Below are 15180 nucleotides of genomic sequence, written 5' to 3' on the forward strand. Positions count from 1 at the left end.
GTCGTCGTTTTCTATTCGGTGGCGGTGGTGGTGGCGGTGGGTTTGTTCGGGTGCACCGGTTTATCGCCGGTGGCGGCGCCGTCGTCGGCCGGGGCCTGGTCGGCGGCGCGGGCGACATCGGCTTTGTCGATGACGGTGATCACCGGTGAATCAGCGGAGACGGTGACAATATGGCCGTCGGCGCCGGCGATGGCGCGGACGTTGGGCTGTGCGGACAGCTGCCCGTGGGCCACCGGGACACCGGCGGCAATCGAATAGCCGGTAATGGTGTTGGCGGCGGTGGACGACACCCACGCCAGCTGGTGGTCGGCATCCCAGAACAAGCCCCACGGGGAGGGATCCACCGGGGCGGTCTGGTGCAGCCTGACCACCGGATCGATGGTGAACACCATCAGTTCATTTTCCAGCGCATCGGTGACAATGAATGTCTGGTCACCGGCCGGGCGCATGTCCGCGAAGCCGCGCCCGCCACGCAGGTAGGCGGCATCGGACTGGGGAAGCGATATGCCGGCGATTTTGCTCAGCTTCCGGTTAGCGGAAACCACCCCGTCGGTGCCGCCGTCGACCGGTACCGCAATCAGCCGGTCGGAATTGTCGTCCAGCTTGATCTCCCGGGTGTCCCGGCCATCGGCACCTGTGACGGTGACCGTCGAGTCGTCGCGGGATGTGGCCACCACCCGGCCATCGGTGAGGACAGCGGCGTTGGTTACCGGATGGTCGACGGTGACGGTGCGGTCAAGCGACGGCTCTTTCGCGTCGATGAGATACACGGTCGGTTCACCGGCACCATCGGCACCGGCGGGGCAGGCGAGAACGAAAGTACCCGCCTGTCGGGCGGGATCGACTGTGGCGGAGACATCGCCGCAAGCCTTATCCAGCCGGGTGGTAAACGCCGATCCGTCTTCCAGCTGCCCCACGCTTCCCACGGCCAGACCGGTCTCGCCGCGGAGCGCCAACCGGTGCCCGTCCGAGACCATGGTGCGGTAGCCGCCGACAGTCCCGGCCACATCACCGCCGGGTGTGAAACCGGTTCCGGCCGGATGATCGGCCGCCGGGGAATCCGCCGGGGTGGCAGAACCGTACTGGATTGACTCCCCGTCGCCGGTATCCTGCTGGCCGCAGCCGACCAGTGTGCCGGCGGCCAGGGATAAAAGTGCAATGGTGGTGCCGAGCGCGCGTTTTTTCACGGTTAGCCACACTACCATGCGGTTTGGGTGTTCCCGGGGGTTTTCCCGCCCCACCGGGGATGCCCTCGGGCGGGGGGCGGTGGCGTGGCACGGACAACCGGGGGACCAAACCGTAGTAGCGTAGGCCCGCGTGATCGACTTGAAACTTCCCGGCTTCGTTACCGCCGCCACCCAGCATGTCACCGACTGGGCGGGAGCGGTTAGCGGCACTGTCTCCCACGCTTTCGCCCAGACCGCTTCCCCCGAACCGGCGATGAGCTGGCCGCAGACCATTGTGCTGTCGGTGGTGCAGGGGCTGACCGAGTTTTTGCCCGTCAGTTCCTCGGGGCATCTGCGCATCGTCTCCGACCTGGTGTTCGGCACCGATGCCGGCGCCTCGTTTACCGCGGTCGTCCAGCTGGGCACCGAAGCCGCGGTGTTGGTGTATTTCGCCAAGGACATCATCAGGATCATCAAAGGATGGTTCACGGGTCTTGCCGACCGCTCGAAACGGGGGCAGGACTATGCGATGGGGTGGATGGTCATCGCCGGAACCATCCCGGTCGGGGTGATCGGTTTTCTGGGCCGGGATGTCATCCGTGAGGGGCTGCGCAACATGTGGATCACCGCCAGCGTGCTGGTGCTGTTTTCCTTCGTGTTCATTGCGGCGGAAAAATACGGCAGCAAAAAACGCGGCATGACGGCACTGACCATGAAAGACGCGGTGGTGATGGGGCTGGCCCAGTGCCTGGCGCTGATCCCCGGGGTTTCCCGCTCGGGCGGCACCATCTCCGCCGGGCTGTTGTTGGGGCTTGACCGGCCGACCGCGGCGCGTTTTTCCTTCCTTCTGGCTATCCCGGCGGTGCTGGCCTCGGGACTGTTTTCCCTGCCGGACGCGTTTTCCCCGGAGGCGGGCCAGGCCGCCAGCGCCGCCCAGCTCGGGGTGGGCACCCTGATTGCTTTCGGGGTGGGCTACGCCTCCATCGCCTGGCTGCTGAAGTTCGTCTCCGGCCATTCCTTCGCCTGGTTCGCCGCCTACCGCATCCCGGTCGGCCTGGCGGTCATGGCCCTGCTGGCCACCGGCTATCTCAGCCCCGTGTGACACACCCGGGTAAAACGGGGGCGGCATGAGCGGTGCACAATCGCTCACCCGCCCGCCGCCGGGGCAACGGCGGGGGCGCGGACAGCGGCGCCGGGCAGGCCGGTAGCCTGGTGGGCATGCACACCTGGACGCACCCTGTTGTTGATGTTGTTGGCGGCACGCCGGTGCCACCGACCCTGTACGACCATGCCCGCGACGGCATTTTCCCCGTGGAGCTTCCCGCCACCACCGATACCCCGGTCGGACTGTACGTCTGCGGAATCACCCCCTATGATGCGACGCATCTGGGCCATGCGGCGACCTACCTGGCTTTCGACGTTTTGCACCGGCTCATCCTGGACAACGGCTACCGGGTCCATTTCGTCGAAAACATCACCGACATTGACGATCCCCTGTTTGAACGCGCCGACCGCGACCGGGTGGACTGGCGCAGCCTGGGCAGTCAACAAATTGATTTGTTCCGCTCCGATATGGCGGCACTGTCGGTGATCCCGCCGGATGATTTCGTCGCCGTCACCGACGTCATCGACGAGATCATCGAGCTGGTCGGCACCCTCATCGACCGGGGGGTGACCTACCGTCTCACCGACCCGGACACCGGCGCCACCGACATTTATTGCACGGTTGAGGCAACCGAGCATTTCGGCTACGAATCCCGCTACGACAACCACACCATGCTGGAATTGTCGGCCGAACGCGGCGGTGACCCGCAGCGGCCGGGCAAACGGCACCCGCTTGATGCGATGGTCTGGAAGGGCCACCGGGAGGGCGAACCGTTCTGGCAGGCCCCCTTCGGTGCCGGGCGCCCCGGCTGGCACATCGAATGCGCGGCCATCGCGGCCGGGCGGCTCGGCGCACATTTCGCCGTCCAGGCCGGCGGCCGCGATCTGATTTTCCCCCACCACGAATACACTGCCGCCCATGTGGAAGCCGCCACCGGCATCACCCCGATGGCCGGCCACTACGCCCACACCGGCATGATCGGGTTGGACGGGACAAAAATGTCCAAATCGCTCGGCAACCTGGTCTTTGTCCACAAACTCACCGACGCCGGGCACGACCCCTCGGCGATCAGGCTGGCGATCTTTGACGGGCACTACCGCAGTGACCGGGATTTCTCCGACGGGCTTGTGGCCCGGGCCGGTCAACGCCTTGAACTGTGGCGCGCCGCGGCGCGCAGCGCCGGTGATGCCGCGGCTGCCGATACACTGGTGGCCGAACTGAGAAACCGTCTGGCCGATGACCTGGACACCCCCGGTGCCCTGGCCGCTGTTGACGCGTGGGCCACCGCGTCCACCTCCCGGCCGACGGGCACGGACAGTCAGGCGGGAAACACCGTCAGCCGTGCTCTCGGATCTTTGTTGGGGGTTTACCTGTGAACACACCTGGACCGGCACGTCGGGCCGTTGGCGCCGACATCGAGGAATTCGTCGGCGAACTGAAGGATTTCGCCACCGGCGCCTATCTGCGCGAGGAAGAAAAACACAACTGGATGCCGCTGATCGATCCTTCGGCCGTGGATGATGTGGCACAGGTTCTCGACCGGGGGCTGACGGCCCTGGACAGCGCGGCCGGGGATCCGGCCGCGGCCGAACAGGCTGTCGCCTGCTGGTGGGACGCACTGATTGACTGCAACCGCAGACATGACGGGGCGTTGATCGAGGACGACGACGAAACCCGGCTGCGCCAGCTCATCCGCCGCGCCGGTACCGCCTGCGGGGCCGACGAGGACAACCTGGAGGCGATCACCTTCAGCATCGATCCGGATGATGACGCAGACGCCGGCGATGATTGCGGGCTGGGCATCGACGAGCTGTAAAAGCCGGCGGCCGGCCGGTCTGCGCTGCGGGATTCGGCATTGTGCCGCTATGGTGGGGTGCCGTGATGGATGCAATTGTCTGGGACATGGACGGGACCCTGGTCGATTCGGAGCCGATCTGGTCGATCGCCACTTTTGAACTGGCCGAACACCTGGGTGCCCCGCTGACAGCCGAGAAGCGGCAGGAGACTATCGGCGGATCATTTTCCAACACCTTCCGGGTGTGCGCCACCAACGCCTCGGTCACGCCCACCCGGGAACTGGAGCAGACGTGGTACGCCTGGATGGTCGACCGCATGGGGCAGCTGTTTGCCGAGCATCTTCACGTCGACGACGGCATTGTCCGGCTGCTGGACAGTATCCACCGCGCGGGCATCCCCATGGCGGTGGCCACCAACACCCCGCGGGTGCTGGCGCAACCGGCGCTGGACGCCCTCGGGGAAGAGTTGTTTGCCACCACCATCTGCGGCGACGAGGTGGCCCACGGCAAACCCGCACCCGATATGTATCTGGAGGCTGTCACCCGGCTGGGTGCCACCGCCGCCGACACCCTCGTGTTCGAGGATTCGACAACCGGGATGGCTGCCGCTGTCGCCGCCGGCTGCACCGTCATTGGGTTGCCGGCCGACGAACACACCACGGTTGCCGACGGAGTGACCACCATCGGTCAGCTCACCGGCACCCCGCCGCAGGGCAATGCGGTTTTGGCGGCCAGCAGTCTTGACGAGATCACCGACTGGTTCACCAGGTTGCGCGGGGCACGTGGGTGAGACCGGCAGAGGCTGTGGAACAATTGCGGCTGTGAAAGACTTCGAATCGCTGTACACGGAACTGGCCGCCAAAGCCGCGGCGAACAACGAGGGTTCGGCCACCGTCGAGGCCCTCGGAAAAGGTGTCCACGCCATCGGCAAGAAAGTCGTCGAGGAAGCCGCCGAGGTGTGGATGGCCGGTGAATACCAAAGCGACGACGAGCTGGCGGAAGAAATCTCCCAGCTGATCTACTGGTCGCAGGTGATGATGATCTCCCGGGGTCTGTCACCGCAGGACATCTACCGGCATCTTTAACAGGTCGGCGCCCTGTCCGGAATGCGCGCCCGCCATTTCACGTTTTCCCCCACCAACCCACCATCAAAGAACCCACACCCCACCATGCTCAAAGTCGCTGTACCCAACAAAGGCTCCCTGTCGGAGACTGCCATGGCCATCCTCAAAGAAGCCGGCTACTCCTCCCGGGGCGATACGAAATCGCTGACGGTCGCCGATACGAAAAACGGCGTCGAGTTCTTTTTTCTCCGCCCCAAAGACATCGCCATCTATGTCGCCAACGGCCAGCTCGACCTGGGAATCACCGGCCGGGATCTGGCGGCGGACTCGCTGGCCGATGTCACCGAGGTCATGGCCCTGGGTTTCGGTTCCTCCACTTTCCGCTACGCGGCCCCCAAAGGTGCCGGACTGACCACCGATGATCTTGACGGCAGCCGCATCGCCACCAGCTACCCGAACCTGGTGCGCCGGGATTTGGCTGCCAGGGGACAGGCCGCTGAGGTCATCAGACTGGACGGGGCGGTGGAAATATCGATCAAACTCGGCGTCGCCGACGCGATCGCCGATGTCGTCTCCACCGGACGTACCCTGCGCCAGCAGGGCCTGGAACCTTTCGGGGAACCGCTGATCGAATCCGAGGCTGTTGTGGTGGCCCGCTCCGGGGCACCGGAAACCGAGGAACGCCGGGTGCTGCTGCGCAGGATCGAAGGTATTTTGCACGCCCGCGACTACCTCATGCTCGACTACAACGTCCGCAAGGACGCCCTGGAGAAAGCCCAGGCAATCACCCCGGGTATCTCCGGCCCGACAGTCAGCCCCCTGGCCCTGGCTGACTGGGTGGCGGTACGCGCCATGGTGCCGCGGGTCGACGCCAACCACATCATGGACCAGATCGCGGCGATCGGCGGCGAGGCGATCTTGGCCTCCGAAATCCGTATCGCCCGCCTGTAACACCCGCAGCTGAAAAATCCTGCGGGCACGGGTTCGTGTGGGGCCGCACCGGTATTTTCCGGTGCGGCCCCCTTATGTCATGTGCGCCTGGTCGATGGGGCGGCCCCACCAGAGGGAAATGCCCCTGTGATGGGGTGGAAAGCGGGGTGGTGGATTGCCCGCCGGTTACTACACTCGGGTGGTACGGCCTGCCGGTGTTGTTGCCCGGGCGGGTGAAGTTTGATTTTCACACCCTTTTATTTTTTGACAATGTGAGGACAGTGACCACCATGGCACAGAAGAAATCCGGCAAAACGAAGCCCGCGAAAACAACGAAGGCGACGAAAGAGGATTCCTCCGCCGGGGAGACGAAGACTGCGGGGACCGCGGACCCTGCCCATTCCGCCCGTCCCGGCTACCGCATCGAAGAGGATTTGCTCGGGACGATGGAGGTTCCCGACGATGCCTACTACGGGGTGCACACGCTGCGGGCGATCGAGAACTTCCAGATTTCGCGCACCACCATCAACCAGGTGCCGGAATTCATCCGCGGCATGGTGCAGGTGAAAAAAGCCACCGCGCTGGCCAACCGGCGGCTGCACACCCTGCCCGCCGACAAATGCGAGGCCATCTGCTGGGCATGCGACCAGATTCTGGAGGAAGGCCGCTGCATGGACCAGTTCCCGCTGGATGTGTTCCAGGGCGGGGCCGGAACCTCGCTGAACATGAACACCAACGAGGTCATCGCCAACCTGGCGCTGGAATACATGGGCAAGCCGAAAGGCTCCTACGACATCATCAACCCCAACGATGACGTCAATATGAGCCAGTCGACCAACGACGCCTACCCGACCGGTTTCCGGCTGGGTGTCTACTACGCCCTGGGCGAGCTTATTTCGGCCATCGACCAGCTGCAGGCCGCCTTCAGCGACAAGGGACACGAATTCATCGACATTTTGAAGATGGGCCGCACCCAGCTGCAGGATGCCGTGCCGATGACTCTCGGCGAGGAGTTCCAGGCTTTCGCCCACAACCTCGCCGAAGAACAGCAGGTCCTCAAAGACGCCGCCGACCGGCTGCTGGAAGTCAACCTGGGGGCCACGGCCATTGGCACCGGTGTCAACACCCCGGCCGGCTACCGCCACCAGGTGGTGGCCTCCCTGACCGAGGTCACCGGCCTGGACATGAAATCCGCCCGGGATCTGATCGAGGCCACATCCGACACCGGCGCCTATGTGCTGGCCCACGGGGCGGTCAAACGCGCCGCGATGAAACTGTCGAAAATCTGCAATGATCTGCGGCTGTTGTCCTCCGGGCCGCGGGCCGGACTCAATGAGATCAATCTTCCGGCCCGGCAGGCCGGTTCGTCTATCATGCCGGCGAAAGTCAACCCCGTCATCCCCGAGGTCGTCAACCAGGTGTGTTTCAAAGTCTTCGGCAACGACCTGACTGTCACCATGGCGGCCGAAGCGGGGCAGCTGCAGCTCAATGTTATGGAACCGGTGATCGGCGAATCGCTGTTCCAGTCGCTGCGTATCCTGCGCAATGCGGTTGTCACCCTCACCGACAAATGCGTCACCGGGATCACCGCCAACCCGCAGGTGTGCCGGGCCTACGTGGACAACTCGATCGGAATCGTGACTTTTCTCAATCCCTTCATCGGCCACCACTGGGGCGATGTGATCGGCAAAGAGGCCGCTGACACCGGAAAAACCGTCCGGGAGCTGGTCCTGGAGCACAAGCTGATGGATGAAAAAACCCTCGACCAGGTCTTGAGCAAGGAAAATCTCATGCACCCGGTCTTCCGGGGCACCCTCTACCTGGAAAACTGACGGGTTTTTTCCGCCCGGACCCTGTCCGAGACTGGTTCACGGCACCCGCCCGCAGGCGCTGCGGGCGGGTGCCGTGTTTTCCTGTCCCCGCGGCTGGTTACCGGTCCGGGTCGGTTGGTGTGGCCGTCAGCTGCGGCTGGGTGGACGGCTGCCCGCCCGGCCAGCCCGGATAGGCAGGGGGAGTGTGCCCGAATTCCGGGCAGTGGGTGTCTTTGTAGAAACACCAGTTGCACAGCGGGCCGCGGCGGGTGACGAATTCGCCGGTCGCCCCCGCCCGGGTGATCGCCGCCCAGAGCCTTTCGATGTCGCGTTCTGTGTCTTCGAGCTGCTGTCTGGTGGGTGTGTCGGTGATTTCACCGGCCGCCCCCGGCTTGAGGTAGAGCAGTTTCAGCTGGCTGGCGATGGTGCCGGTGATACGCCAGTAGACCAGGGCGTAAAAACGCAGCTGGAACAGCGCTTCGCCGCGGTAGCGGGGTTTCGGCAGTTTTCCGGTTTTGTAGTCGAGGATCCTCACCTTACCGCCCGCATCATCGACCCGGTCGATGAAACCGGTCACCGGGACACCGCCGGCCAGATCGTGGGTGATCGGCATCTCGGTGGTCGAGCGGCATGTCAGGGCGGCCGGGTTCTCCGTCCGCCAGTATTGGCGCAGGCGCGCCAGGCACTCCTCGCGGACGGTGTCTTCGCCGGTGTCGGTGATGAACTGGTCGACCTCCGGGCGGGCGCGAACATGGCTCAGCGCTTCCTCGAGCAGCCGGGGGATGGTGCGAAAATCCCGGTCGGCGGGCTTCTTGCCCAAAAATACTTCCAGCACCCGGTGGACGGTGATGCCGACCACCAGGGGAAGTGTCGGCGGCTGCTGGATTCCGTCGATCCGGCGGAGCCGGAATTTCAGCGGGCACTGTTTGAAATCGTTGGCGGTGGTCACCGACAGCCGCACCGGGCGGCGGTGCCGCCGGGAGTCGACTGTGTCGGTGGGGTGGTCATTGGCGGGTGAATCCATGGCGGGTTGTAACTTTAGCCCGTGCGCGGTCGGCCGGTGACGGGTGGTCATAGTGTCCGCCGCAGCCGCACAGAGGGTGAAAAAAGGGCACAATAGTGGTATGGCCGACCGACTGAGCAACTCGACGTCCCCCTTTCTGGCGGATCACGCCGACGACCCGATCGACTGGTGGGGCTGGGGGTCCGACGCCCTGGAGGAAGCCCGCGCAAGGGATGTGCCGGTGATGATCGTCATCGGGTACTCCTCCTGCCAGTGGTGCCGGACCATGTCGCAGGAGTCGTTCACCGTCGATGACACCGCCCGGCTGATCAACGACACCATGGTCAGCGTCCTCGTCGACCGCAACCAGAACCCGGATGTCGACTCGCTGTATCTGGCCGCCGCCCAGGCGCTGGGGCAGTCGGCCGGCTGGCCGCTGATTGTGTTCACCGACTGCGACGGCCGACCGTTTTACGCCTCGACGTATCTGCCGCCGGCCACCCGCGGCGGCCGGCTGGGTTTTGCCGATGTGATCTCCGGGATTGCCGACACCTGGCAGAACAACCGGCAGCGCCTGACCGATATCGCCGCCTCCGCCGGGGAGGTGCTCATCGAGCATGCGGCCACAAGCGGCACCGGTGATCCGGCCACCGAGGACGACTGTGTGCGGGTCCGCGCGGCCGGGTTCAACCGTCTTCTGCAATGGGAGGACCGGGTCAACGGTGGTTTCGGTGGCGCACCGAAATTCCTGCGCCCCTCCATCCTGCTGGCGCTGGCCCGGCGGGTGGAAAACACCGGTTCGGAAAGCCTGTCGTCGGCGCTGCGCCGGGCGTTCAACGCGATTGTGACGGGGGCGATCCACGACCAGGTGGGGGGTGGTTTTTTCCACTACACCGCCGACAACGCCTGGATGGTGCCGCAGTGTGAGAAGCGGCTGTCGGATTCGGCGCTGATGATGCGGGCCCTGGCCGCCTACGCCAGTGTCGGCAGCGACTTTATGGCGCGCCACGCCCTGCGGGCCACCCTCGGATTCGTGCTGACCGAGATGCAGCTTCCCGGCTGCGGGTTCGCCACCTCGCTGGATTCGCACACCGACGGCGTGGAGGGGAAAAGCTACCTGCTCAATCGTCCGCAGCTGAAGCGGATCCTGGGCGAGGACATGGGGCGCAAAGCCGCCCGGCTGTTCGACATCCCCGACCACCCGCGGAGTCCGAAATTCCATACCGGCAGTGTGCCGGTACTGGCCACCGATCCGCCGTCAGCCGATCAGCTCGACGCGATTCGCAAAGTGCTGATCACCGCCCGCCGGGCTGAACAGGGGCCGCGCCGCGACGAGAACCTGGTCATGGAATACAACGGCCAGGCCATTGTCGGGATGGTGGAGGCCGCCCATGTGCTGGGTGGGCGTACCGCCCTGCAGGCGGTGCTGGCGGCCGCCGCGGCCGTGGAAGTCGCCGGGCTGTCCCTGATCGATCCGGACAACCGTCGGCACAAGCGGGAACCCGGCGGCGCGGCGGCCACACTGGCCGACCTGGCGTGGTGGGTTCTGGCGCTGCTGAAAGTCAATGAGCACACCGGGAACCACTGGCAGCTGGCCGTGGAACTGCTCGCCGACATAGAACATGACTACGCCGATCCGCTGCACCCGGGCCGCTACTTCGATTCCCGGGAGCCGGTGGCCGGAACGGGACTGAAAACCCACCGCTGCTTTGACAGCGTCACCCCGGCTTCGGCGGCAGTGCTGACCGAAGCCCTGGTGGTCGCCCATGCCACGGCGCTGGCTGTCGATGACGGCGATCTCGCCGCCACCTTCGCCGAAAGGGCCCGGGCACTGTTTCTGGCTAACGCGCCCCTGATCAGCGCCGACGCGACACGGGCCGGCAGTTGGCTGGCGGTCGGGGAGCTGATTGATTCCGGCCCCACCTACGCGGTGGTGCGCGCCAGCCGTGACCGGGACCTCAGACACACCAGGGCGTTGCTGGATTCCACCGCCCTGATTTTCCCGGAAGGCACCGGCGGAATCGTGATCACCGATGCTTGCCTGCGGGATGCCGAAGCCGTTGCCGGGGAGCCGGTCGTACAGCTGCGCCGCCCCCGGATTATGGGCACCGGATACTAGCGGTGCACCCATCCGCCCGCGGGCCCGGAGCGGGGTGGTCACCGGCCACCGGGGGCGGGCAGCGGGCAGGTGTTTCGGGCCGGGGCGGGCGGTGGTGGTAGATATGGGTCCATGCCTGATGTTGATAACCCGTTAGCTGTCAGCCCCGCCACAGTGGAGGCTTTTTCCCGTTTCATCGACAGCTCCCCGTCGTCGCGGCATGCGGCCGAACAGGGCGCTGCGCTGCTGGAGCGCGCCGGTTTCACCGCCATTGCCGCCGACGGGGAAGGACCGTGGGATGCCTCACCCGGGGGACATTATCTGCTGCGCGGCGGATCCCTGATGGCGTTCGTGGTGCCGGATAATGCCGGGTTGGATTCTGCTTTCCGGATCATCGGCTGCCACACCGACTCGCCGGGGTTGAAGCTCAAAGACATCGGAACCCTCAACCAGCACGGTTTTTCCCAGGCGGCGGTCGAAGTCTACGGGGGCGCCATTTTGAGCAGCTGGTTCGACCGGGAGCTGCGTCTGGCCGGGGTGGTGGCCACCGCCGATGGGGCACTGCACACCATCGACACCGGTCCGGTGATGCGGGTCGCGAATCTGTGCATTCACCTCGACCGGGAGAAAAACAACTCGTTTTCCCCCGACCGGCAGACACACATGCAGCCGATCATTGCCGCCGACGCCGACACCGACATCATGGAGATCATCGCCGGGATCGTCGGATGCCGGGCCGGGGAGATTGTCGGCCATGATTTGATCTCCGCGCTGGCGGAAAAACCGGCGGTATTCGGCGCCCACCACAATCTTCTGGCCGCCTCCCGGCTGGATAATCTGTCCAGTATGTGGCCTGCCCTGCAGGCACTGCTGCACGCGGCCGCCACAACCGGGGACACCGAGATTGATTTCACCGGGATCCCCACCCCGGACAACGGTGATATCGCGGTCCTGGCGGCCTTCGACCATGAAGAGGTCGGCTCCGCCACCCGCCTGGGTGCGCAGGGGCCGATTCTGTCGGAGGTGATCACCCGTACCGCCGCAGCCCTGGGGGCCGACAGGGAACACACGGCCCGCATGATCGCCCGGTCAACCTGCGTGTCCTCGGATGCCGCGCATTCGGTGCACCCCAACTATGCCGGGCACCACGACGCGATCAACCGGCCGATGATGGGCCGCGGACCCGCCATCAAAGCCAACGCCAACCAGCGCTACGCCACCGAGGCCGAAACGGCGGCCCTGTTCCGCCGGGCCTGCCGCAGCGCCGGGGTCCCCTCACAGGTGTTTGTCTCCCACAACGGCATGCCCTGCGGCTCGACCATCGGTCCGCTGACGGCCACCCGGCTGGGAATCAAAACCGTCGACATCGGCATGCCGATTTTGTCGATGCATTCCGCCCGGGAGATGTGTGCCACCGCCGATATCGGATACCTGGGCCGCGCGCTGGCCGGATACCTGAGTCTTGGCCGGTAGCATCGCTTGCTAGATTAAATGGCCGGGGTTTTTTAAAAAAGCCCCGCCAGCCGGCTGGCACGAGGGTGTGTCTTTGCCCGCTGAGCTTTTTGCCCACCGACACCGAGAATCGAAAAACAACAATCCCCATGGCCTATTCAGGACCCTTCCAGCCCGGCGACAGAGTGCAGCTCACCGACGCCAAACGACGACACAGCACCATCATCCTGGAACAGGGTGGGGAGTTTTTCACCCATAAAGGCGGCATCAAACACGACGACATCATCGGCTCCCACGAAGGCACGGTCGTCACCAGCGCCCAGGGCGGGCAGTACCTGTGTTTCCGGCATCTGATGGTCGACCATGTGCTGTCGATGCCGCGCGGGGCGGCCGTGATCTACCCGAAAGACGCCGCCCAGATTCTCATCGAGGGCGATATTTTCAAAGGCGCCCGGGTGCTGGAGGCGGGGGCCGGATCCGGGGCGCTGTCGATGGCTCTTTTGCGCGCCGTGGGGGAGACCGGCCACGTCTACTCCTGGGAAATCCGCGACGACCACATCGGTTTCGCCCGCGACAATGTGGAGGAATACTTCGGCACCATCCCCGACTGGTGGACACTCCGGCTCGGCGACCTCAACGAAGTCACGCCGGACGACACCGACGGCCCGGTCGACCGGATCATCCTGGATATGGTCGAGCCGTGGGACTGCCTGGACACCGCCTCGAAACTGCTCATTCCCGGCGGGGTGCTGATGACCTACGTGGCCACCGTCCCGCAGCTGATGAAAACCGTGGAAAAACTGCGGGAGCTCGGCTGTTTCACCGAGCCACGCAGCTGGGAGACCCTGCTGCGGGAATGGAAGGTGGAGGGACTGGCGGTTCGGCCGGAGCACCGGATGAACGCGCACACCGCTTTTCTGGTGTGGGCCAGGCGTCTGGCCGACGGCACGGTGGCCCCCCGGCCGCAGCGGCGGGCACGCAAATAGCTGCTCCACGGCACCCGCACCCGGCCCGCTGCCGCTGTCCGGTGGATGAGACAACAATCGAACTGAACTGTGTTCAGCCTGTCCGCGGCCTGTGCACCGGGGACATCGGGCGGGCGGCAGGTGCGGCCGGCCGGGTCGGGGGTTAAGGACATGCTTAGTATAGATTGGATGACATGACCCGCCCTTTAACGAGCACCAACCGTCATGGCACCGACTCCGGCGACCGCGACTCCCGCCAGCAGCTGGCGGAACTCAAGCTCGCCAACCGGACTTTGGGCGCCCGCAACGCCAAGCTCGTCGAACTGCTCAAAACCACCCGCGACAAGCTCGACGAGATGAAAACCGATGTTGAGCGGCTGGCGGAACCGCCGTGCGTGTACGGCACTTTTCTCGGCTTCACCGCAGGCACCACCGCCCAGGCGGAGATTTTCACCTCCAACAGACGCATGCGGGTCAGCGTGTCCCCCACCCTCGATGAGGCAACCCTTGTTCCCGGCAGCCTGGTGATGCTGGGGGAAGGCTCCCAGATCGTGGAGGTCACCGGTTTCACCGACAGCGGGGAGCTGGCCCATGTGGAGGAAATCGTCAACTCCACCCGGGCGATCGTCGCCGATTCCTCCGGCACCGAACATCTGGTCAAATTGGCCGGACGGCTTGTCGGCCCCGCGGCACACACCCCCAAGCCGGGCGATACCGTGCTCATCGACGCCAAAGCCGGCTACGCCTTCGAGGTCATTCCCAAAGCGGAAATCACCCAGCTGGCGCTGGAAGAAGTCCCCGATGTCACCTACCGCGACATCGGTGGCCTGGACGAACAGATCAGCCGTCTGCGTGACGCGGTGGAACTGCCGTTCCTCCACCCGGAGCTCTACCGCACCTATGACCTGAAAGCGCCCAAGGGCGTGCTGCTCTACGGGCCTCCCGGGTGCGGTAAAACACTGATCGCCAAAGCGGTCGCCAACTCCCTGGCCACCCGGGTCGGCGACGGTCACGCCTCCTATTTCCTCAATGTCAAAGGCCCTGAGCTTCTCAACAAGTTCGTCGGCGAATCGGAACGGCAGATCCGGCTGATTTTCGAACGTGCCCGGGAACTGGCCACCGAGGGGCGTCCGGTGATTGTGTTCTTCGACGAGATGGAATCGATTTTCCGCACCCGCGGCTCCGGGGTCAGCTCCGATATGGAAACCACCGTCGTCCCGCAGCTTCTGGCGGAACTTGACGGGGTGGAAGCCCTGTCGAATGTGATTGTCATCGGGGCCACCAACCGCGAGGAACTGATTGATCCGGCTATTTTGCGGCCCGGCCGGCTGGATGTGAAAATCCGGGTGCACCGCCCCACTGCCCGGGAAGCAGCCGATATTTTCGCCAAGCACCTGAAAAGCTCGGTGCCCTGCGCCCAGCCGACCCCCGATCTGATCGACAAGGCGGTGGCGCATCTTTTCACCCCGAAGCCTTTCGTGGAGCTGACCCTGGTGGACGGGTCGACCGAGATTTTGCACTATTCCGATTTCGTCTCCGGGGCGATGATCGCCAATATTGTCGGCCGGGCGAAAAAAGAGGCCATCAAAGACCATCTGTCCGGCAACCCAGCCGGTATCACCGAACGGCATCTGATCTGTGCCATCGACGCGGAAAACCTGGAAAACGAGGACCTGCCCAACACCACCAACCCGCAGGCCTGGTCACGCATCGCCGGCCGGCACGGGCTGACGGTTGTCGCAGCCCGTATCCTGTCCTACTGACACCCGCGCGCGGGCCTGTCGCACCAC

13 protein-coding genes are annotated in these 15180 nt (G+C 65.0%); 11 read left to right on the forward strand and 2 right to left on the reverse strand.

The window, feature by feature from the left end; translation table 11 throughout:
• Positions 1–11: 11 nt before the first annotated feature.
• Positions 12–1187, reverse strand: coding sequence for a hypothetical protein (locus tag JZY06_RS02455; protein ID WP_207118196.1), 1176 nt, complete (start codon positions 1185–1187; stop codon positions 12–14).
• 253 nt (positions 1188–1440) lie between these two features.
• Here JZY06_RS02455 and JZY06_RS02460 point away from each other — a divergent pair, with 253 nt between their 5' ends.
• The 7 genes from JZY06_RS02460 (at position 1441) to aspA (ending at position 7893) form a co-directional block, all read left to right on the forward strand.
• A complete protein-coding gene (locus JZY06_RS02460) occupies positions 1441–2268 on the forward strand; it encodes an undecaprenyl-diphosphate phosphatase (RefSeq protein ID WP_207118318.1) in 828 nt (275 codons plus the stop codon).
• 116 nt (positions 2269–2384) lie between these two features.
• The gene (mshC, locus tag JZY06_RS02465) at positions 2385–3647 is read left to right on the forward strand and encodes a cysteine--1-D-myo-inosityl 2-amino-2-deoxy-alpha-D-glucopyranoside ligase (protein ID WP_207118197.1); all 1263 of its coding nucleotides are present in this window, start codon (positions 2385–2387) and stop codon (positions 3645–3647) included.
• Entirely contained in the window at positions 3644–4087 is a 444-nt protein-coding gene (locus tag JZY06_RS02470) for a hypothetical protein (protein WP_207118198.1), read from the forward strand. The genes mshC and JZY06_RS02470 overlap by 4 nt, the downstream gene beginning before the upstream one ends.
• Before the next feature lie 65 nt (positions 4088–4152).
• On the forward strand, positions 4153–4857 hold the full coding sequence (locus JZY06_RS02475) for an HAD family hydrolase (RefSeq protein ID WP_207118199.1): 705 nt from the start codon (positions 4153–4155) through the stop codon (positions 4855–4857).
• A gap of 31 nt (positions 4858–4888) precedes the next feature.
• Positions 4889–5152: a phosphoribosyl-ATP diphosphatase gene (locus JZY06_RS02480; protein ID WP_330617037.1), complete on the forward strand. Its 264-nt coding sequence runs from the start codon at positions 4889–4891 to the stop codon at positions 5150–5152.
• A gap of 84 nt (positions 5153–5236) precedes the next feature.
• Positions 5237–6082 carry an ATP phosphoribosyltransferase gene (hisG, locus tag JZY06_RS02485; protein WP_207118201.1) on the forward strand — a complete coding sequence of 282 codons (846 nt, stop codon included), beginning with the start codon at positions 5237–5239 and terminating at the stop codon, positions 6080–6082.
• A 269-nt stretch (positions 6083–6351) separates the two neighbouring features.
• The gene (gene aspA / locus JZY06_RS02490) at positions 6352–7893 is read left to right on the forward strand and encodes an aspartate ammonia-lyase (protein WP_207118202.1); all 1542 of its coding nucleotides are present in this window, start codon (positions 6352–6354) and stop codon (positions 7891–7893) included.
• Between the two features lie 97 nt (positions 7894–7990).
• Here the strand turns inward: aspA and JZY06_RS02495 are convergent, their stop codons facing one another.
• Positions 7991–8896, reverse strand: a complete 906-nt coding sequence (locus tag JZY06_RS02495) for a RecB family exonuclease (RefSeq protein ID WP_207118203.1) — start codon at positions 8894–8896, stop codon at positions 7991–7993.
• A 100-nt stretch (positions 8897–8996) separates the two neighbouring features.
• Between JZY06_RS02495 and JZY06_RS02500 the strand changes: the two genes are divergently transcribed.
• The 4 genes from JZY06_RS02500 to arc all read left to right on the forward strand — a co-directional run bounded on the left by JZY06_RS02500 (position 8997) and on the right by arc (position 15153).
• On the forward strand, positions 8997–10994 hold the full coding sequence (locus JZY06_RS02500) for a thioredoxin domain-containing protein (protein ID WP_207118204.1): 1998 nt from the start codon (positions 8997–8999) through the stop codon (positions 10992–10994).
• Positions 10995–11105: 111 nt separating this feature from the next.
• Positions 11106–12446, forward strand: coding sequence for a M18 family aminopeptidase (locus JZY06_RS02505; protein ID WP_207118205.1), 1341 nt, complete (start codon positions 11106–11108; stop codon positions 12444–12446).
• Between the two features lie 128 nt (positions 12447–12574).
• Entirely contained in the window at positions 12575–13411 is an 837-nt protein-coding gene (locus JZY06_RS02510; RefSeq protein WP_207118206.1) for a tRNA (adenine-N1)-methyltransferase, read from the forward strand.
• 173 nt (positions 13412–13584) lie between these two features.
• Positions 13585–15153: a proteasome ATPase gene (gene arc / locus JZY06_RS02515; protein ID WP_207118207.1), complete on the forward strand. Its 1569-nt coding sequence runs from the start codon at positions 13585–13587 to the stop codon at positions 15151–15153.
• The last annotated feature ends 27 nt before the right edge of the window (positions 15154–15180 follow it).

It is taken from the genome of Corynebacterium mendelii (assembly GCF_017307055.1).
GTDB classification, from domain to species: domain Bacteria; phylum Actinomycetota; class Actinomycetes; order Mycobacteriales; family Mycobacteriaceae; genus Corynebacterium; species Corynebacterium mendelii.